At 40.7% G+C, this 18,618-nt stretch carries 22 protein-coding genes; 10 read left to right on the forward strand and 12 right to left on the reverse strand.

From position 1 onward, the window contains the following. The first annotated feature begins 34 nt into the window (after window positions 1-34). The 6 genes from FTU80_RS08570 to FTU80_RS08595 all read left to right on the forward strand — a co-directional run bounded on the left by FTU80_RS08570 (window position 35) and on the right by FTU80_RS08595 (window position 3,967). Window positions 35-508: a hypothetical protein gene (locus FTU80_RS08570; protein ID WP_180084737.1), complete on the forward strand. Its 474-nt coding sequence runs from the start codon at window positions 35-37 to the stop codon at window positions 506-508. A gap of 306 nt (window positions 509-814) precedes the next feature. Then, a complete protein-coding gene (locus FTU80_RS08575) occupies window positions 815-1,099 on the forward strand; it encodes a DUF3060 domain-containing protein (protein WP_180084738.1) in 285 nt (94 codons plus the stop codon). A gap of 106 nt (window positions 1,100-1,205) precedes the next feature. Next, window positions 1,206-1,595 carry a hypothetical protein gene (locus tag FTU80_RS08580; RefSeq protein ID WP_078189759.1) on the forward strand — a complete coding sequence of 130 codons (390 nt, stop codon included), beginning with the start codon at window positions 1,206-1,208 and terminating at the stop codon, window positions 1,593-1,595. Between the two features lie 352 nt (window positions 1,596-1,947). After that, on the forward strand, window positions 1,948-2,595 hold the full coding sequence (locus FTU80_RS08585) for a hypothetical protein (protein WP_180084739.1): 648 nt from the start codon (window positions 1,948-1,950) through the stop codon (window positions 2,593-2,595). A gap of 261 nt (window positions 2,596-2,856) precedes the next feature. After that, a complete protein-coding gene (locus FTU80_RS08590; RefSeq protein ID WP_180084759.1) occupies window positions 2,857-3,345 on the forward strand; it encodes a hypothetical protein in 489 nt (162 codons plus the stop codon). Between the two features lie 112 nt (window positions 3,346-3,457). Next, window positions 3,458-3,967, forward strand: coding sequence for a hypothetical protein (locus FTU80_RS08595; protein ID WP_078189762.1), 510 nt, complete (start codon window positions 3,458-3,460; stop codon window positions 3,965-3,967). A gap of 71 nt (window positions 3,968-4,038) precedes the next feature. On the opposite strand, the gene FTU80_RS08600 is transcribed toward FTU80_RS08595, so the two are convergent. The 4 genes from FTU80_RS08600 to FTU80_RS08615 all read right to left on the reverse strand — a co-directional run bounded on the left by FTU80_RS08600 (window position 4,039) and on the right by FTU80_RS08615 (window position 7,104). After that, on the reverse strand, window positions 4,039-4,365 hold the full coding sequence (locus tag FTU80_RS08600; RefSeq protein ID WP_180084740.1) for a hypothetical protein: 327 nt from the start codon (window positions 4,363-4,365) through the stop codon (window positions 4,039-4,041). 100 nt (window positions 4,366-4,465) lie between these two features. Next, window positions 4,466-5,419: a 2-hydroxyacid dehydrogenase gene (locus FTU80_RS08605; RefSeq protein WP_180084741.1), complete on the reverse strand. Its 954-nt coding sequence runs from the start codon at window positions 5,417-5,419 to the stop codon at window positions 4,466-4,468. A 97-nt stretch (window positions 5,420-5,516) separates the two neighbouring features. After that, entirely contained in the window at window positions 5,517-5,708 is a 192-nt protein-coding gene (locus FTU80_RS08610) for a hypothetical protein (protein WP_078189765.1), read from the reverse strand. Window positions 5,709-5,832: 124 nt separating this feature from the next. Then, the gene (locus FTU80_RS08615; RefSeq protein WP_180084760.1) at window positions 5,833-7,104 is read right to left on the reverse strand and encodes an alpha/beta fold hydrolase; all 1,272 of its coding nucleotides are present in this window, start codon (window positions 7,102-7,104) and stop codon (window positions 5,833-5,835) included. Between the two features lie 116 nt (window positions 7,105-7,220). On the opposite strand from FTU80_RS08615, the gene FTU80_RS08620 reads away from it, so the two are divergent. Continuing rightward, on the forward strand, window positions 7,221-7,997 hold the full coding sequence (locus FTU80_RS08620) for a class I SAM-dependent methyltransferase (RefSeq protein WP_180084742.1): 777 nt from the start codon (window positions 7,221-7,223) through the stop codon (window positions 7,995-7,997). Between the two features lie 9 nt (window positions 7,998-8,006). Continuing rightward, the gene (locus FTU80_RS08625; protein ID WP_180084743.1) at window positions 8,007-8,585 is read left to right on the forward strand and encodes a hypothetical protein; all 579 of its coding nucleotides are present in this window, start codon (window positions 8,007-8,009) and stop codon (window positions 8,583-8,585) included. A gap of 78 nt (window positions 8,586-8,663) precedes the next feature. Here FTU80_RS08625 and FTU80_RS08630 read toward each other — a convergent pair whose 3' ends face one another. From FTU80_RS08630 to FTU80_RS08640, 3 genes are all read right to left on the reverse strand, one after another. Further along, window positions 8,664-9,074 (reverse strand): GFA family protein, encoded by a 411-nt coding sequence (locus FTU80_RS08630; RefSeq protein ID WP_180084744.1) that lies wholly within the window; start codon window positions 9,072-9,074, stop codon window positions 8,664-8,666. Between the two features lie 73 nt (window positions 9,075-9,147). Then, on the reverse strand, window positions 9,148-10,353 hold the full coding sequence (locus tag FTU80_RS08635; protein WP_180084745.1) for a TIGR03862 family flavoprotein: 1,206 nt from the start codon (window positions 10,351-10,353) through the stop codon (window positions 9,148-9,150). 6 nt (window positions 10,354-10,359) lie between these two features. Further along, entirely contained in the window at window positions 10,360-11,010 is a 651-nt protein-coding gene (locus FTU80_RS08640; protein WP_180026647.1) for an SAM-dependent methyltransferase, read from the reverse strand. 83 nt (window positions 11,011-11,093) lie between these two features. Here FTU80_RS08640 and FTU80_RS08645 point away from each other — a divergent pair, with 83 nt between their 5' ends. Next, complete coding sequence (locus tag FTU80_RS08645; protein WP_078189771.1) at window positions 11,094-11,279, forward strand: DNA gyrase inhibitor YacG; 186 nt, start codon at window positions 11,094-11,096, stop codon at window positions 11,277-11,279. A 90-nt stretch (window positions 11,280-11,369) separates the two neighbouring features. On the opposite strand, the gene FTU80_RS08650 is transcribed toward FTU80_RS08645, so the two are convergent. From FTU80_RS08650 to FTU80_RS08670, 5 genes are all read right to left on the reverse strand, one after another. Further along, window positions 11,370-12,014, reverse strand: coding sequence for an MBL fold metallo-hydrolase (locus tag FTU80_RS08650; RefSeq protein WP_180078086.1), 645 nt, complete (start codon window positions 12,012-12,014; stop codon window positions 11,370-11,372). Window positions 12,015-12,026: 12 nt separating this feature from the next. Then, window positions 12,027-13,049, reverse strand: coding sequence for a ferrochelatase (gene hemH, locus FTU80_RS08655; protein ID WP_180084746.1), 1,023 nt, complete (start codon window positions 13,047-13,049; stop codon window positions 12,027-12,029). Between the two features lie 65 nt (window positions 13,050-13,114). Further along, window positions 13,115-14,143, reverse strand: a complete 1,029-nt coding sequence (locus FTU80_RS08660; RefSeq protein ID WP_067764038.1) for a DUF4062 domain-containing protein — start codon at window positions 14,141-14,143, stop codon at window positions 13,115-13,117. 121 nt (window positions 14,144-14,264) lie between these two features. Next, window positions 14,265-15,149: a glutamate racemase gene (gene murI / locus FTU80_RS08665; RefSeq protein WP_180084747.1), complete on the reverse strand. Its 885-nt coding sequence runs from the start codon at window positions 15,147-15,149 to the stop codon at window positions 14,265-14,267. Window positions 15,150-15,197: 48 nt separating this feature from the next. Continuing rightward, window positions 15,198-15,806 carry a DUF1285 domain-containing protein gene (locus tag FTU80_RS08670; RefSeq protein WP_180084748.1) on the reverse strand — a complete coding sequence of 203 codons (609 nt, stop codon included), beginning with the start codon at window positions 15,804-15,806 and terminating at the stop codon, window positions 15,198-15,200. Window positions 15,807-16,000: 194 nt separating this feature from the next. Here FTU80_RS08670 and FTU80_RS08675 point away from each other — a divergent pair, with 194 nt between their 5' ends. After that, window positions 16,001-17,713 (forward strand): electron transfer flavoprotein-ubiquinone oxidoreductase, encoded by a 1,713-nt coding sequence (locus tag FTU80_RS08675; RefSeq protein WP_180084749.1) that lies wholly within the window; start codon window positions 16,001-16,003, stop codon window positions 17,711-17,713. Window positions 17,714-18,618 lie beyond the last annotated feature (905 nt).

Consider the following 18,618-nt stretch of genomic DNA (forward strand, 5'->3'; position numbering starts at 1 on the left):
TAGAAATAGCGGGATTTTTTGATAAGAACAATATATGAAAAGTATTACAGTCAATCATCCTTACCGCCCAGATCTCTATCTTTTTATCTTACATGCAGTCCTGATGGCATGCAGCTTTTACCTTTGGAAGGTTTATCCATATATTCAAAACAAGCCAGATATGGGGGCTTTATTCTTTTTGATTATTTCTGTTTTGGGTGGATTTATTGGAATCATCATCGTTGCGGTGACTTTGCCCAGATTAGACCGCACTGTGCGTTACTTAACGCTTTCAAAATTTGTTTTAAGTTTGGTGTATTGGTTGTCGAGCACAACCATTTTCGTTTTATTTGGCAGTACTAAATTTATATTCAATAACCCCCTTGTGCTATTTGTCTTTGTTTTTCTATTTTTTAGCAGTCTGTATTTTTCAATAATTCGTGTTGCTGATATGCGTAAGAAAGACTGGCTCATTATCGGTGGAGTATTGGGGGGACTGATGCTGTTGTTCTTTTTGCCAAAACTTTAATCGCTAAATAAACCAGCTAAGGCTTCATTGTATATTTAGGATAACGTGCTGATACTCAATGAGACCGTTTGAAATATTAGTTAAATCACCAAGCGAAATCACTTCTTAATACATCAATGTGAAAAAGATCTGCTGTTGCACACAATATCTCGTTTTAAATAAAGATGAATAAAACTTGAGCAAATAAATCTCGGCATGCTAAAAATAACTCAACCTGAATAAAATGAAATACCGATGATGAATAAAAAATTACTTAGCTTTGGACTATTGATTCTATCTTTTTCTTCTGCAAATGCTGGAACGGAAATGACTCATTCCCAAATCAGCATTTCTTCACCCGATACCGTTGCAAGTTATGATTGCGCAGGACGCTCAGTGAATATTCCTGCTCCAGATAGCCGTATTACTCTAAAAGGCAGTTGCCCGATGATTACTGTTGCAGGTCCAAATACAACGGTCTATGTAGAATCAGTCAATAAAATCAATATTTATGGACCAAATTCGAAAGTGTATTATCAAAAAAGCACCCATCCATCACGCCAAGTCAGCATCAATGCCGTTGGTCCAGGAAGTGCAGCCTATAAACGTTAAATATTAAGTGAATGAAGTTGAATTTAGGCTTAAGACTTAAATCTATAGCCAATAATTCACCAATTCCCTATACTCAATCCAACAACACTCAACAAGAATGAAACTTATGAAATTGAAAGCATTCCTTTTGACTGGTCTTGCGGGTCTAACACTTTCTGCATGTACATCTGCACCAACGATTCCACAACTTGAAACAGGTGTATTACAAGAAGTTCAAAACATTGATGTCTACCCAGATACCACAGATAACAAAGCAAAACTGACTAAATTTGTAGATAAATGCGTGATTGAATTTACAGGCAATTTAGAAGAAGCAAAATCGGTTGAACAATGGTCATTTAAAGGCTTAACCCTAATTTCAGGTGGTACAGCAACCTTTGCTAAAGATGGTACAAGTTCAGCGCACAATTTTGATTTAAATGCAGCGGATGTACAGAAAAACTTCCTTGCATTACGCGGTCATTTTGCAAAAGATGCGCTTACACAATGTGAATAAATAATAAAAACCATATCTCCAAAATGGAGGTATGGTTTCATTTTTCCTTGAATCTTGCACAATAATTCGTTCAAACCCATAATTTTTAATCATGAAAATCGTAACTGGCACCACACCACAGCAACGCGCAAAACACATATAAGCCACTGTATTTTCATAAAATTACAATAATGCATTAACTTAACCAAGTTTCCACACTTCAAACTTCCGCGTATCTGAGCTGTTATTGCATTGTGTGACTTATCGCACAAAACCACTTTTTGCTTTTTTTTACTCTTAAGATGTCCTCTGCTCCAAAAGCGCAAATGCTGAGTGCAACAGCAGCGTTCAATAAAAGAGGACAAATGCAAAGATGAAACCTTTATTTAAAACAACACTGATCACCGCAGCATTATTCGCAACCACCCCACTATTTGCGAACACCGCAGTAGAAGCCAATGCGAAAGTTGAAACACAGCAACCGTCTGTACTGCAAAATCTAAAACAAGACATTAATCAGTCTGCACATAAAGCAGGTGATAAAATTGAAAAAGGTGTCGATAAGACCAAAACATTCACTCAAGAAAAATGGCAAGACACCAAAGAATTTAGTACAGACAAAAAGCAAGATGCAAAAAATAAATGGGCTGAACTAAAACAGTCTAAAGATGAAAAGTCAGATGCAGCGAAAGCCAAGATCGATGCCAAAGCTGAGCAAAACAAAGCTAAGCTTGATGAGCGTAAAGCACAGCTCGATGAAAAAGCTGCAAAAGACAAAGCAAAACTCGATGAACGTAAAAGCAATGTCGACAACAAAGTTGATCAAACCAAGAGTTATTTAGGTGAAAAAGCTCAGGAAGGTCGCCAATTTGCCAGTGAAAAATGGCAACAAACCAAAGCGAATTTCCAAAAAGGTCAAGAAGCCAATGTGAGTGGCAGTAGCAATGTACAGTTGCAAACGCCTATCGCACAAGCTGAAGTCCATAGCTCACATGAAGCCAGCTTAGGCGCTAACAAATAAATAAACTGGCTTTCATACCCTCTCCTCCAGAGAGTTGGCTCACCCTTCAGTGGGCCTTTTTTTACCTTAAGCAAAATACAAACGTGTACAAAGCTGTCATTTGCTGTATTGATTTTGCTACGGCAAGTTTTTTTCGCTGCAATTTTTCCTATAATGCGTTAAAACCGTTCATCAGATAGAAAATCTATAAAATTCAGAGGTGAAGCTGTGAAAATTTCATTAAAAGCAACGTTATGCCTAAGCTTAATATTCACGACACCCATGCTTTGGGCACAAGAAAACACAGCAGCGCAAAGTACTGAGCAACAAGCGAAAAAACCTGTGAGCCCTTATGGCGATAATCCAAATTTATTGCATGTGTGGGCCTATAAAGCCCAAGAAGGCGTGGTCGGTGCTGCTAAAAATATTGGTGAAATGACTGAACGCGGGATTTCTAAAATTAAGCCTTCGGTTGACCAAGCTTGGGACAATACGAAAACTGCTACTCAAAATACAGTACAACAGGTTGATCAGGGCGCACAGCAAGCCACCCAAAACGTCAATGAAAAATTGAAACAAACCCGTGAAAATATTACAGGTAAAACTAGCCAATCTGCGCCCATTAGCCAACAGTCGTTGAGTGAACCATCTTCAGGCAATACAATCAATACGGCTCCGAGCAACAATGCAGGGCAAAATAACAATCAATATCCTCAAAGTAGCTATCCTTCGAGTTCGACGTCTACAACCTATCCTGTGACTGATTTATAATTTAACACTACATTTAAAAGCTCAACTTTGGTTGGGCTTTTTTAAAGCCCAAATACAATCGTTTTGGTATTTAGCAATCTGCCTATAAAAACAATGATGTAATGAGAAAAAAATGCGAATTTTATTTGGTATCTTGCTTGGCATTCTGCTCTGCGTTGGCTCAGTGATTGGCTTACAACGTTTTCCACAATTGTTGAAAAGTTATCCACAGTTGCAGACTATTTTTCCCCAATTGTACGATTCATACCAATATAACCATGATGCCGAAGGTAAATTATTACAAACCTTAGAGATGCTAGATGACGAAGAATACAAATCGACTGAAGGCAATGAAGCGACGCTGTATCAACTTGATGGTCAATGCAAAATTAATCTTTATCTTTTTGGAGAATCCAATCAATCCCTAACAAGTTATTATTTTCACAATGATCAGATTTTACGTGCCTATGAGACAAATTTGATCTATCCAAATGGTGGCTTTAATCCTGTACCCAATACCAAAGAGCCTTTTAAACTCGAAAAAAGTTATTTACGAATCATGATGCCAAACAGTATCAAGACTGAACTTGAATTTGAGCGGATCAAAAATCATTTCAATGCTAAATTTTTGAAAAAATGCTGAAATTTAACTATTAAATTAAGCATTAAGCATTAAGCATTAAGCATTAAGCATTAAGCATTAAGCATTAAGCATTAAGCATTAGGCTTGAGATATCGCCTACGCACAAACGATGCAGTACAGATTTGAATAAGCATCAACAGGCAAAATGGATAGTCAACCCAGACTGATAAACTATCAATATGCGCAACCTCTCCAAAGACGGAAAAATAGACCTGTCCCACAATAATAGGCGCCAAGACGAAATGCGCAATAAAAAATACCGAAACCAGCACAACTTGTAAGGTCGGCATAAATTTATGAACTTCAAAATCGGGGTTCTGGAATAAATAATTTTCACTGATATTTAGTACATAACTGTACCATGCCCAAGAGATGCATGCGGTAAAGAGAATCAGCATGCAAAATAATCTTAAACTTTTTTTATTGGCAAGATCGACCTGCATAGACATCCCTATTTATATAGAGCTTTGTTCAAAAATAAGGTTCCTTAAACTCGTTTTAATTCACCTGCCGAATGACCATCCCCGCTTTAAAGGCCTCTACATTTTCAACCATTTGCTGCACGATACGTTGTCTTGCATCGACGCTGCCCCATGCACTATGTGGAGTAATAATTAAATTTGGAATACTTAGGTCAAGCAGCACATTGCCCTGCTTTGGTGGCTCAACCGTCAAGACATCGGTTGCTGCGCCTGCGATCGTTCCTGATTTTAATGCCTCGGCTAATGCCGATTCATTGACAACACCACCTCGTGCGCAATTGATCACAAAGGCCGATGCTTTCATTTGAGCCAAGCTTTCATGATTGAGTAAATCACGAGTTTCATCAGTTAAAGGGCAATGCAAACTCAGAAAATCGACCTGCGCTAGCATCTCAGAAAAGGCCACTCGCTCAGCCACCATAGGTCGATTCGGTAGCGCGCCAATCATAATTTTCATGCCAAACGCTTTAGCCAAATGGGCCACGGCTTGCCCCAATTCGCCATAGCCGACAATCCCCAAAGTCTTACCAGCCAACTCAATAATTGGAAAATCCAGTAAGCAGAACTGATCCGCTTTTTGCCAATTTCTCTGTTGAACCGCCCGATCATACTGTCGAAATGATGTCGCCAAGTTCAACATTAACATCAAGGTATGCTGTGCAACCGCAGCGGTGCCATAAGCTTGGCAATTACACACCACGATGCCTTGTTGCTGTGCGTGTACAAGGTCAACGTTATTGGTGCCAGTAGCAGAAATCAAGATCAGTTTTAATTGCGGATTGAGCTGCATGTGCTCAGCATTGATGTGTACTTTATTGCTGATAATCACATCAGCCCCTTGTATACGCTGAGCAACCTCTGCAGCCGTTGTTGCGGGATAGAGCGTCAAGTCATCAAACTGTGCTTCTAGTCCGCTAAAATCTAAGTCCTGTTTATCTAGAGACTGATAATCTAGAAATACCGCTTTCATGGCTGCTTCCCTTCTGGCCGATTATAAAGATTTGATTGTGGATGATTAAAACCTGTGATGCACCAAAGTGCAATCGAACAGCATATAAAAAAACCCGCTATTTCGCGGGTTTATCGAGATGATGTTGCAATGAATTTCGAATTTTGAGTATGACATAAATGGTCAGTATCGTAAGTAACAACATACTACTGCTAAAAATCAGTATGCTTGAACTAACCCCCTGTGCATAGGCTGAACCCATGGTCAGCACTAAGATGAATAATACAGCAAGCATCTGTGTTGAATGCATACTGATACCCCTCATATTCCTTATGATGTTTTGGGCAGTATGATTGTTTTTTATACTGCCTTTCTCTCATCATAATCTCTTCCTACAAATTAGCAAGCTTTGGATTTTCAACCCAATGTCGAGCTTAAATTTGTTCGGGTTGCACCACAAACTGGCAAGATGCATCGGCATTTTCCACAAAGAAGACTTGACCAAATTCATCGCTACTCAAACGCAGTTCTTTATAGTTCAGTGTGTAATAGCCCACATATTTCTGCATTAAAATCGGATGCATACCTGCCGCCAGTTCATCTTGAGCTAAGACCAATTTCATTACCTGACGGTCATTCATCACCACCATGTAACGCTCATCTTGGACTTGGACGTAAACTAGACCTGTGCCCTTCGGCTGCAAAGGAATCAAAAACTTATGGTTCAGCGCAATCACACCGGCTGCATAGCTTTCAATTTTTTGGCTAATCACATTAAACACTAAACCATGTTCAAACTGGTCGAGTAGCAGGCTACGATTTTCCTGTGGTAAAAAGGTCGTGATTCCTAACTTTTGTAGATCTTGCTCACTGACTTGTTTGTTATTAAACAATACCCGTAATAAGGTTTGTTTTTGTTTGGCATCAAAAAATTGTGGATCAAGCTGAAACGAATTGCTTTTTAAAATTTCACCCAAGGCATCTCGATGACGTGTCAGTAAATTTTCGATGACTTTTCGATAGTAGAATTTACTGTTTTTCTTAACCCGACGCATTTTTTGATAAAAATACGGCGCATCAAAAGGATGTCTCAAGAAATCATTTAACAGTTCTGAACTCGCCAATACCGCAATGGCATCATGCCCTGTAAACGGCAGATGCAACACATGCACATGCGGAATTAAAGCCTGTAGTTTTTCAAAGTGCGCGCGATCTTCTGGACAATAAGGATCATACACCACGATATATTCGCGTGTAGTCGAGACGTCTTCAGCAAGTACCCGCATATTGGCATGCAGATTAGGTTGAAAGAACATGCCATAGCGTGTATCGACAATGTCTTCAGGGTCTATGGAGTACTGCGGCACCATGCTCACTACGCGCTGGAATCCAAATAAATTGGCATACTTAATGGCTGCATAGCCGCCCATGGAACCACCATAAGCAATACGCAGCTCAAATTGCTCGAGGATCGGCTTGATGGCTTGATACATCGGTTGCATTGATGATGCTGGAAACCACGATTTTTGTTTCGGCATCACACCGATCACATTAAAATCATATTTTTGCAAAGACTTCTCAGCATTAATGCTCAAGCCCTTGGCGCGGGTAATCAAATCACCGAAGGAGAAAATAAGCTCACGAGAACTGCCAGGCTGAAAAATGACACGAATTTGATCATCTTCAAAAATGATGTGCTTTTCCATTGTACTTTGCTCCAGTCCTTGTTGCGTCACGCTTTTCCTTCCTTGTTGCATTCAAAGTTTATCTTGTTCCGAATATGCTATTTTATAGAGGCCATACAGATTAAAAAGTGCAGAATATGACACATTCAATACATCCTGCCGCACAACAAGGCTTTAGCTCTGCAGCTGAACTCTATCAACAAGCCCGTCCTGACTACCCGATTGAAATCAGTGCGTGGCTACAACAACATTTAGCTTTAGCCCCTCAATCCCATCTGGTGGACTTAGGCGCAGGTACAGGCAAATTTCTCGAGTATATTCGCCCACTCAGTGAAAATATCACCGCGATCGAACCTGTGCATGAAATGCTGCAACAATTGCAGAAAAAACATCCGCATATTGCAACTTTAGCCGCCCAAAGTGATCAGATTCCACTGCATGATCATTCTGTAGCAGCGGTATTTTGTGCCCAATCATTTCATTGGTTTGCCACCCCCGAAACCCTCAATGAAATCAGTCGTATCTTAGTTCCCAATGGTGATCTTGTTTTGATTTGGAACCAGCGTGATATTCAAGTCAATTGGGTCAAACAACTCGCTGATGTCTTGAGTGAACTCGAAGGTGACACACCACGTTATCATAGTGGGCAATGGCAAAAAGTGTTTGAACAGCAGCAAACATTTAAATTAATTGCCGAAACGACCTTTCAACAATTGCATCATGGTACAGTGGAACACGTGGTTTCCAAACGATTATTGTCCACCAGTTTTATTGCAGCGTTAAGCACGGATGAACAACAAAAACTGAAACAACAATTTGAAAATATCGTGGCTGAATCAACCCAAAAGACTGCACAGGATTTCATTGATTTCCCCTATATCACGCATGTCTATATCTTTAGAAAAACACATTAGGACACGATTATGCTCTTGCCAATCTCTTTAAAAAAACTCAGTGTCATCTTCCTCATGGGTACAGTCTTAGGACTCACTGCATGTGAAAAATCATCAAAAACGGTGGAACAAAATAGTGAAATCAGTTCCGACGATCAAATCATGAAAGAGCTAAATAGTGATCCTATTAAAAACTTTGCCAAGACCCCAGATGATCTACACGACTTAACGCTACTGACGCAATATGACGAGAGCTTTAGTCAAATTAGCGATGAGATGGAAGATGAGCTGATGAAACTGCGTGAGGAAGGCAAACTCACTGATGAATTTGCTACACAGCGTAAGCGTGACAACATCCAGTCAGCACTGAATATGCTCAAAGAACTCGAAATGAAAACTGAGCAAGGCCGTTACATTCAAGGCTTGATGTATCAGTACTGGGACAATCAATCACAAATTTATCGTGAGAAAAATCAAACAGCCGATGGTGAGTTAAAAAATCCTAGTGATAGTGTCAAAGGTCTCGGTCAGTTTATTCATGCACAAGAACAATTAGGTCATTGGCAGGAACAATATCCCGAGCTTAAACATCCTGCTCAAGCTCAATAAATTAAAAGTCGAAAAATGACTTAAACAAAAAGGGTTCCACGTGAACCCTTTTTTATTTAGAAATACAACGCAAAAAAATTAAGGATGCTCTGCATATTGCGGTAAATCATCATGAATGCTTTCCCATTCTGCTTTCGAGCTGACAAATATATGGCAGACTGGTACTTGCTGTATGGGTGTATCCAGTGTTCCTATACGTAAGCGATAGTAATCCGGGGTATCGGTTTTAATACTCATAATTGGTGAACCACATTCCCCACAAAAACAACGCTGTGTGGTTGGTGAAGATTTAAACTTTTTCAATACCTGTTCACCCGACACAATTTTGAAATCTGCTTTGGCTATTGGAGCATTGGTCGCAAATGCCGTGCCATTGGCTTTTCTGCACCGAGAACAATGACATTGCACGATCTCACCAATCGGACCATTGATCTCATAACAAACCGCTCCACACAAGCAGCTTCCGGTATATTGTTCTTGTACGCGCATAGTGGTCTTTCTTAGAAGAATTTCATCTCAAAATATCACAACTCCTCAGCAAGATTGTGACAATTTGAAGCGCTTAGCTCTGCAAAGAAACCAGATAGTTTTGAACCCCTTCACCCGCTGCTCGACCGGTTGCAAGGCATGCTGTTAGCAAATAGCCTCCTGTAGGCGCATCCCAATCCAACATTTCTCCGCAGACAAATACTGCAGGATTGCTCTTCAATTGTAAGCCATCATTTAGGACTGAACGCTTCACACCGCCCGCGCAGCTAATCGCCTCATCTATCGGGCGAAATCCATCAAGTTGAATATCTAAGTGTTTAATTTTCGCAGCAAGTAAGGCAGGTTCATGCCACAAAGATTTATCCACCAGTTCACGGACCAGTGCAGCTTTCGCCACATCTAAACCGGCTTTACGCCAAACATTGGTTAAAGATTGCTTTTTCGAAGGCTGTAGTTTCTTTGCCAATTGCTCAACACTTTGATCTGGCAATAAGTCCAAAGTCAGCTGCATGGGCTGAGCAGATTTCACCTGTTGACGCAGTGCTCGACCTTGTTTGTAGATCAATCCACTTTCCAGTCCATAGTGTGAAATGATGATATCGCCTTGGGTCGGCTCGGCTTGCTCGACCCATGCATTGACTCGCTTTAAAGGCTGTCCAAACACAGGCTGCATGAACTTCGACCAAACGCGTTCCACGCCTGCATTACTGGCCTGAAAAGCTTCAATGCTCTCAGGCTGTAGCCATTTTTGCCATGCGCCATCACTGCCTAAACGTGACCAAGACACAGCCCCACACGCCATAATAATCGCATCAAAGCCAAGCGCTTGATTTGATCCATCAACAAGGTTTTGAATTGTCAGCTGATTGGACTGTAAGTCCAAAACTTGATGTCGATAATAAAACTGTACCCCGTCTAGACTAAGACGTTTTAACCATGAACGCAGTAAAGGCGCAGCTTTCATTTCAATAGGAAAGACCCGACCCGATGAACCAATATAGGTTTCAATGCCCAACCCCTTCATCCATTGTTGAATCCATGCTGCATCCCACTGCTTAACCCATGGACTCAGCCATTCCACTTGATCATAGCGCTGCACAAATTGTTCAACGGGTTCTGCATGCGAAATATTCAGCCCCGTCTTGCCCGCCATTAAAAATTTACGGGCTGCCGATGGTTTTTGCTCATAAACATGAATGTCATAGTCAAATTGGCTAAGCACTTCCGCAGCCATCAATCCCGCAGGCCCTGCCCCAATGATTGCAATACGCTGAGTCATGCCCAATTATTCCGCAGATGCTTCGGTGGGTTGCTTACCTTGTAGCGGCTGAAAATCATCAAAACGTGTGGTGTAATCTACAGGCTTGGTAATGATTAGCTGCTGACAGAGTTCACCGCGTTCTAGATATTTAATTTCAAAATGCGTGCGTGCTGAAGTCTCTGCAATGCGTTCTTTGACAAAAGGTAGCTTCCAAACATCGATTAACTGCTGCTGTGCTTCCTCAATATATTCAGGAATATTACTCGCCAAGGTAATCTGACCACCCGGCTGCAAACGCGACAATAGAAATTCAAAAAATGGCATATTTAACCAGCGCTGTGCAGGATTATGCGGTTCAGGGTTTGGATACAAAATAAAGAATTGCTGTACTTGCGCAGGATGTAAGGCATGTACTACCCAAGGTAATGCATCAGCATGAATTGGAGTTAAATTGCTTTGCCCTTCAAGTTGATGCTGCTTTTGCATTGCCACAAATTTTTCACGTGTCCGCTCAACAGCAATCAATTGAAATTCAGGGTGATTGGCTGAAAATAATAATGCATGTTTACCTTTACCAGCCCCAATTTCCACACAAATCGGTGTGGAATCAATCGGCTGAAAATCACGGGGAGCTCGCATACGCTGCGCTTGAAATTGACGAATAGGCATAAACAGATCAAACTAAACAGAACGGCATAAGTCTAACAACTGCGACTGTATTTGCCTAATTGAATCATCCGTTTTTGCTGGAGTTAAGCATGCCCACCACCATGAATTGTCCACGCTGCGGCGCATTGACGACTTGGGAAAATAATGAATATCGCCCGTTTTGCTCAGATCGTTGTAAATTGATTGATCTCGGTGCATGGGCCAATGATGAATATCGTCTGCCGACACAAGATGCACCTCAGGCTGATGGTGGCCGTGAAGAAGATCAATTCTAAGGACTCAAGTTCATAAACCTGTTATTTAGGTAAATAAAAAAGGAATCCGTGTGGATTCCTTTTTTTTATTGGCTTTCTCAATCTTGTTGCTTAACCCGCTTTACCAGCAACGAAAGGGTTATGTTGTTTTTCATAACCAATGGTACTCATTGGACCGTGCCCTGAAATAAACTGGGTGTCATCCGGCAAGCTAAAACATTCACGCTGAATGGAGTCGAGTAATTGTTGATGGTTACCGCGTGGAAAATCTGTCCGGCCGATAGAACCTTTAAATAAAACATCACCCGTCCATAACACACCATATTTAGCGTTATAGAACATAACGTGGCCTGGTGTATGCCCCGGTGCAAAACGTACTTCAAACTCTTCTTCACCCAGTTTCAGTGTTTCGCCGCCTTCTAACCATTGGGTCACATGGACATTTTCAGGAATCGGAAAGCCATATTTGGCTGATACGTCTTGAATCATGTCGAGCCAAAATGCATCTTCTTTATGCGGGCCAATCACTGGAACATTCCATGCTTGGGTTAATGCGCCAACCGCACCTGCATGGTCTAAATGGCCATGTGTCAACCACAAGGCTTTGACCGTTAAACCGAGCGCTTCAACTTCAGCTTTTAATTTTTCCGGCTCTCCCCCTGCATCAATCAAGACCGCTTCTTTCGACTCAGAGTCCCAAACAATGGAACAGTTTTGTTGAAATGCCGTGACGGGAACGATTTTAACTTGCAACATAGGGCGAAAACCTCAAGGCGATGAATGGGCTAATGTTTGCTTTAAGGCATCAAGATTAGCTTGAAGTAATAAATTGAGCAATGCGACATGATCATCCCGCGCGTTTAATGCGGGAATATAGCCATATTCACCACCGCCTGCAGCTTGGAAAGTTTCAGCATTTTGCAGCGCCAACTCTTCTAGCGTTTCCAAACAATCCGCTGAAAATGCAGGGCTCATAACCTGTACCGATTTCACGCCTTGTTTGCCCCACGCTTCCAAAGTGGCATCGGTATAAGGTTTCACCCATTCTTGCTTACCAAAGCGCGATTGGAAACTGATTTCATATTGATCTTCATTTAAACCGAGCGCTTTTGCGACCAAGTGCCCTGTTACACGGCAACGGTCAGCATAGGGATCACCCTTGTCGGCATAAGGCTGTGGAATGCCATGAAAAGACATCAGTAACTTATCCGCGACCCCATGCTCCGCTTGATAATCACGCACACTTTGCGCTAATGCTTGAATAAATAGCGGGTGCTGATAGTAGTCACGAATAATGCTCAGACCAGGTAAATTACGCTGCTGTGGAATCCATTTAGCAATCGCATCATATAAAGGTGCCGTAGATGTTGCTGAATACTGTGGAAACAACGGAAATAATAGAATGTGGTCTTGAGGCTGCTCAGCCAATTGCGCTAAAGCGGCAGAAATCCCCGGATTACCATAAGTCATGGCCGGAATCACATTCAGTTCAAATTCTGGATATTTTGCTGTGAGATGCTGTTTTACTGCGGCGACTTGCTCAAATAAAATTTCACGCATGGGCGAATCATTACCCCAAACCATGTCATAAGCATGTGCAACACGTTTAGGGCGAAATGGCAAAATAAACAAACGTAGAATGATTTGCCATATCGGTTTCGGGATTTCAATCACCCGCTGATCTGACAAAAACTGTTGCAGAAAACGACGCACTGCGGGCACAGTTGGCGCATCAGGCGTACCTAGATTCGCCAGAATAATGGTGACTTTAGCTTTCTCGACAGGCAACATTACGCTTTTTCCATCAATTTGAATGACGCTAATGTAGCAGCTTTTAATCCATTTAATAAAATAGATTAATATGCAGATTTAAATTGAAAAACTCGATCATTATCAAGCAAATTACTTTCTAGTAATTTTTGACCTTTACTGGTCACTTGCCACAACATCCGCTGACGATCATCTCGGCCATTGGGCACAATCCAGTCATTCTGCCGCATCTGGCTTTTAATGCTGTGTAAAGCACGAATATTCACTTGTGCCCGCGCAACCGCATGAGCACGTGGCATCTCAATACGTGCATCATCCAAACCTGTTTCATTCAAAAACTCATTCATTCGTTTAGAGAAGAATTCTTCAGGGGTTGGATTAACAAAGGTTGCGCCTAAAATCGACAAGAGCTGCGCCCACGTCATTTTCTTCTGTACTTTTAATTCTTTGAAATTACCATCTTGATAAGCGTGCATGCGGTATTCAAATGAAAATAGTTCATGCATCGACACTTTTGGTAAAGATAGGAATGGATCAACTTCGCGTTTTCCAGACTCTGTTTCGAGTTGAACTAACTGGGCTTTTAAACGATCAATTTCATCATGTAAAGCTTGAGTATTCTGTGGTCGCACCCAACCTGTAACAGGATAGCGTTCTAGCATTTGTGGCATGTTCAATCGAACTGCCATTTCTAAATCACGCAAACTACGATAGGTAAAAACTTGATCAACTTCATTTTGTAATAGTTTTCTAAATTCTTTAAATTTTTCACGAAGTTCAGGTTTAGCATCATGTAACGCATCATCACGTGAATCTGGATCGTCATGCATAAACACAATGACAGGTTTTTGCTTGGTCACCGCATAGATGTATTCAAGGTGCATATAGCCCACACCAGACACAGACTGCTCACCGTATTGACTACCCAATAAAATCATCACATAGTCACAATCGTCAATTTGACGACGTGCAAAAGCAGTGCTCAATGGTGTACGTTGTTCTAGCCCCCATGAGAAAAACCCCATTCCTACAAGCGTCTGAGCCAAAATGATCCGTTCTGGCTGCATTTCGCTACCAGATGTGGAAATGAATACTTGATAACGCTTATCGAGCATTAGTGATCCTCTCCCGCTGCATAACGCACTCAGCATCGAATTGATCTTAGCTGGAAAATGCGACATGACTACCCCAATAAAAAACTAATTTTTTCATTTAACGTTGTCCAAAATGACTGATTTAGTCTTCTGAACTTATAAGTCCGATGTCGGCAATGTTCCAAGAAATATCATCTTGAATCAGGCGCGCCACAACCGGTTTTAAATTTTCCGCATTATTGCCACTGACATAGCACTCTATACGCAAACAATTTTCTCTTTTCTGATCAAATAATAACTCATTTTTAATCAAAATTCGGGCTGTTTGTCGTGCAACTGCAAAACCTGAGTCAATTAATGTCAGCTTCTGACCAAAAATATACTGAATTGCCGATTTTAGGAAGGGGTAATGTGTACATCCAAGCACTAAAAAATCTGCACCTTGATTTACAACTGGCTGTAAAACATCAGTTAATGTGTTAAGACAAGCCTCACTCATCTGCGCACCTGCTTCTACAAAGGGTACTAATTCCAAACTGGTAACAGTCAGAACATTGACCCCTGCCGGCTCAGCAAAACGATGCATCACATCTTTAATCAACTTTCCACGAAATGTCGCAGGTGTTGCAAGAACAGCCACTGTTTTACTTTTTGTTTGCAGAACGGCAGGCTTTAACGCAGGAACTAAACCAATAATGGGGAAGTTCTCCCCATAATGTTCACGCAAATAATCCAAACTAAAAGCAGATGCCGTGTTACATGCCACGACAGCAACTTTACAGCCTTGGCGGTATAACCACTCTATGGCATGTGCAGTCAATTCACGTATATTTTGATCATCACGTGGCCCATAGGGTACATGTGCAGTATCGGCATAATACACAATACGTTCATTCGGCAAATAGCGCGCAATTTCCAAGGCCACAGATAAGCCACCAATCCCCGAATCAAATAAACCGATCGGTGCATCTGCGCCAGCTTTCGGCATGGGTACATCCAGTGGGTAAATGGGGTGAATGGCGGTCATAGGGTCACTTATATATTGTTCAGAATGACAAGGTGGAAAGCTTAAACCTCAGGTGCCTAATTGCAAGCGCAAATCACCACTTTGTAACACTAAAATGGATTCACCTTTTTCATTTTCAAGCAGTTCACCCATCTCAACCAAATGAAAGAATGCGGCACGCTGGATCAGTGCATTAATTCCAAAACGCACATGTACATAAGGGCGCAATTCACCTTGATATTCACGCATAAAAATAGGATGTTCATCATCCACAACAATCACGTCTTGTGTTGTGGTCGTAAACTGGATATAGCTCTTGTTTTCTAGCTCAAGCATATCGACTTGATTAACAAATAAAGGCTCATCTTCTACCTGTATTTCAATCTGCTCGACTGGGGTCTTTAAATAGAACTTGCTGTCTTCTTTCCATAGTACTGTCGAGAACAAGTCAATAAGCGCTTGGCGTTTGATCAATTGACCATCGTGCCACCATTCTCCATTGGCTAAAACCTTCAAATCCATTGCACCACAATGCTTTGGATGCCATTGATCTAATGGAGGGATTGACCTTTTGTGACCGGACTGTCCATCTTTTAAGTATTGTGCAATGTTCATTAAATTTCTATCATCCCTATTAATGAATTTTTTCGTCGGGTTTTCGTTCAATTGCTGCTTCATCCGCCTAATAAATACCTTAGTGACGGAAAAATAATATGATTCAGCCAATTGGCTAGAACTCGGTTTAAAACTATACTAGCCCACAATATCAAAGACACGATAGAAAAATTGTGTCTGGGCATTAAGAACACTCATGGCAGCACCATTTAAATGAATTGAATGGATGCCACCTTCCGAAATATGAGGAGTCCTACATGGAACACATCGAACGTGAATCGATGGAGTTTGACGTAGTTATCGTCGGTGCAGGTCCTGCCGGCCTATCTGCTGCGATTAAAATTCGTCAACTTGCAATTGAAAATAACCTAAACGATCTGTCCGTTTGTGTCGTGGAAAAAGGCTCCGAAGTGGGTGCGCATATTCTATCCGGTGCTGTGCTTGAACCTCGCGCAATGAATGAATTGTTCCCAGACTGGAAAGAACAAGGTGCGCCTTTAAATGTGCCTGTCACTGAAGACAAAACCTATTTCTTATTGTCTGATGAAAAATCACAAGAAGCACCGCATTGGATGGTGCCTAAAACCATGCATAACGATGGCAACTATGTTATTTCGTTAGGTAACGTTGTTCGTTGGTTGGGTGCTAAAGCTGAAGAATTAGAAGTGTCTATTTTCCCAGGCTTTGCAGCATCTGAAATCCTTTACCATGAAGATGGTACTGTGAAAGGTATTCAGACTGGTGACATGGGCATTGGTAAAGATGGCGAACCAACGCACAACTTTACCCCTGGCTATGAACTGCATGCGAAATACACATTATTTGCTGAAGGCTGTCGTGGCCACTTGGGTAAACGTCTGATTGCTCAGTTCAACTTAGATAAAGATGCTGATCCGCAACATTACGGTATTGGTATTAAAGAACTTTGGGAAATCGATCCTGCAAAACACAAGCCAGGTTTGGTGATGCACGGTGCAGGTTGGCCTTTAAGTGAAACAGGTTCTTCAGGCGGTTGGTGGTTATACCACGCTGAGAACAACCAAGTGACTTTGGGCATGATCGTTGACTTATCATATACCAATCCACACATGTATCCATTTATGGAAATGCAGCGCTGGAAAACACATCCACTGATCAAGCAATATCTTGAGGGTGGTAAACGTATTTCTTATGGCGCACGTGCGGTTGTAAAAGGTGGCTTCAACTCACTACCTAAATTCACTTTCCCAGGTGGTAGCTTAATTGGTGATGACGCAGGTTTCCTAAACTTTGCAAAAATCAAAGGCTCTCATACAGCAATGAAATCAGGCATGCTGTGCGGTGAAGCTGTATTTGAAGCGATTGCTGCGGGTGTGGAAAAAGGTGGTGACCTTGCCATTGCACGTGTGACTGAAGGTGAAGACTTCTTCGCTAAAGAGTTAACTGCGTACACAGACAAGTTCAACAACAGTTGGTTGAAAGAAGAGTTATATAACTCTCGTAACTTCGGCCCTGCTATGCATAAGTTTGGTCAATGGATGGGTGGTGCGTTCAACTTTGTTGATCAAAACATCTTTAAAGTGCCATTTACACTACATGACTTACAGCCTGACTTCAGCGCTTTAAAAACTGTCGATGCTGCGAACTTCAAACCGAATTATCCAAAACCAGATGGTAAACTAACGTTTGACCGTTTGTCTTCTGTATTTGTATCGAATACGGTACATGAAGAAAATCAGCCTGCGCATTTAAAACTGACAGATGCTTCTATTCCTGTAAATGTGAACTTACCAAAATGGGATGAGCCTGCTCAGCGCTACTGCCCTGCTGGTGTTTATGAAATTATGGAAGAGAATGACGGTTCTAAACGTTTCCAAATTAACGCGGCAAATTGTGTACACTGTAAGACTTGTGACATCAAAGATCCGTCTCAAAACATTACTTGGGTAACACCTGAGGGTGGCGGTGGTCCTAATTACCCTAACATGTAATCTCCTTTGAGATAAAAATAAACCCGCTTAGTGCGGGTTTATTTTTTAATATACAATCACACTCTTTAAATAAATATTATTACAAAAAAACTAGTTCCTATAAAAAATGAATTTCATAATTAGTTTATTTTAAATAATTATCAATGTGACATTTTATATCCATTAGATTTATATATTTTATAAATAATTAAAAGAAATAATTTCACTAAGCCTAAATAAAAATTTAAATTTCATCTATATAGTAATATATTCTTTTAGATCCTTCAATTTTATAATAATTAATTTTAATTTCTCTAGAACTTTCCATATTACAAAGCTTACTTACAACTTCATCTCCTCCACCGTACATTGTAATTTCCTTATTTTCGATCAGAAAATTAAACGATGTAGGCTCTTCATAATTTCGATGAATTTTTTCCAACTTATATTTTAAGGTTAGATCTTTTATGTTAGAAAAATCAGTACTATTAAATGGAAAAACTCCCCTATTTCACCCACCTAAAAAAAGCGCTTGTTTATTTTTCTCGTATAAATATGCTATTTTTTCGTCATCAGCATATACATGCGAGCTAATGAGCACTATAAATAACAATCTAAAAACACCAACAAAATTCATCATAGCTCAATTTATTTATTAAAAATAAAATACATATTTTTTTTAAAATCAAACCCACTAAATAAAATTAAAAAATCAATATCAACAAAAACCATTGCAAGAAAGTTTAAATAATTAAAAAATCAGAATAAAATTCCGCCTACAAAATTATTAATTCAAACAGGCTTTGTTGCACAAAGATTTGAAATGCAAAGCGCCCCTAATTGAGCCAAATTTAAGGCGTAACTTGGGTAAGTGGTCGACCTAATTCCGTAAATCTGTTAAGAACTGCTACACGTGCATGGATCTC

The organism is Acinetobacter sp. YH12145 (assembly GCF_013418335.1).
In the GTDB taxonomy this organism is placed as follows: Bacteria; Pseudomonadota; Gammaproteobacteria; order Pseudomonadales; family Moraxellaceae; genus Acinetobacter; species Acinetobacter amyesii.

Coding starts and splice junctions, on each gene's coding strand:
- FTU80_RS08570 (WP_180084737.1), top strand. CDS start 35: ATGAAAAGTATTACAGTCAATCATCCTTACCGCCCAGATCTCTATCTT.
- FTU80_RS08575 (WP_180084738.1), top strand. CDS start 815: ATGACTCATTCCCAAATCAGCATTTCTTCACCCGATACCGTTGCAAGT.
- FTU80_RS08580 (WP_078189759.1), top strand. CDS start 1,206: ATGAAATTGAAAGCATTCCTTTTGACTGGTCTTGCGGGTCTAACACTT.
- FTU80_RS08585 (WP_180084739.1), top strand. CDS start 1,948: ATGAAACCTTTATTTAAAACAACACTGATCACCGCAGCATTATTCGCA.
- FTU80_RS08590 (WP_180084759.1), top strand. CDS start 2,857: ATGCTTTGGGCACAAGAAAACACAGCAGCGCAAAGTACTGAGCAACAA.
- FTU80_RS08595 (WP_078189762.1), top strand. CDS start 3,458: ATGCGAATTTTATTTGGTATCTTGCTTGGCATTCTGCTCTGCGTTGGC.
- FTU80_RS08600 (WP_180084740.1), bottom strand. CDS start 4,365: ATGCTGATTCTCTTTACCGCATGCATCTCTTGGGCATGGTACAGTTAT.
- FTU80_RS08605 (WP_180084741.1), bottom strand. CDS start 5,419: ATGAAAGCGGTATTTCTAGATTATCAGTCTCTAGATAAACAGGACTTA.
- FTU80_RS08610 (WP_078189765.1), bottom strand. CDS start 5,708: ATGCATTCAACACAGATGCTTGCTGTATTATTCATCTTAGTGCTGACC.
- FTU80_RS08615 (WP_180084760.1), bottom strand. CDS start 7,104: ATGGAAAAGCACATCATTTTTGAAGATGATCAAATTCGTGTCATTTTT.
- FTU80_RS08620 (WP_180084742.1), top strand. CDS start 7,221: ATGACACATTCAATACATCCTGCCGCACAACAAGGCTTTAGCTCTGCA.
- FTU80_RS08625 (WP_180084743.1), top strand. CDS start 8,007: ATGCTCTTGCCAATCTCTTTAAAAAAACTCAGTGTCATCTTCCTCATG.
- FTU80_RS08630 (WP_180084744.1), bottom strand. CDS start 9,074: ATGCGCGTACAAGAACAATATACCGGAAGCTGCTTGTGTGGAGCGGTT.
- FTU80_RS08635 (WP_180084745.1), bottom strand. CDS start 10,353: ATGACTCAGCGTATTGCAATCATTGGGGCAGGGCCTGCGGGATTGATG.
- FTU80_RS08645 (WP_078189771.1), top strand. CDS start 11,094: ATGCCCACCACCATGAATTGTCCACGCTGCGGCGCATTGACGACTTGG.
- FTU80_RS08650 (WP_180078086.1), bottom strand. CDS start 12,014: ATGTTGCAAGTTAAAATCGTTCCCGTCACGGCATTTCAACAAAACTGT.
- hemH (WP_180084746.1), bottom strand. CDS start 13,049: ATGTTGCCTGTCGAGAAAGCTAAAGTCACCATTATTCTGGCGAATCTA.
- FTU80_RS08660 (WP_067764038.1), bottom strand. CDS start 14,143: ATGCTCGATAAGCGTTATCAAGTATTCATTTCCACATCTGGTAGCGAA.
- murI (WP_180084747.1), bottom strand. CDS start 15,149: ATGACCGCCATTCACCCCATTTACCCACTGGATGTACCCATGCCGAAA.
- FTU80_RS08670 (WP_180084748.1), bottom strand. CDS start 15,806: ATGAAGCAGCAATTGAACGAAAACCCGACGAAAAAATTCATTAATAGG.
- FTU80_RS08675 (WP_180084749.1), top strand. CDS start 16,001: ATGGAACACATCGAACGTGAATCGATGGAGTTTGACGTAGTTATCGTC.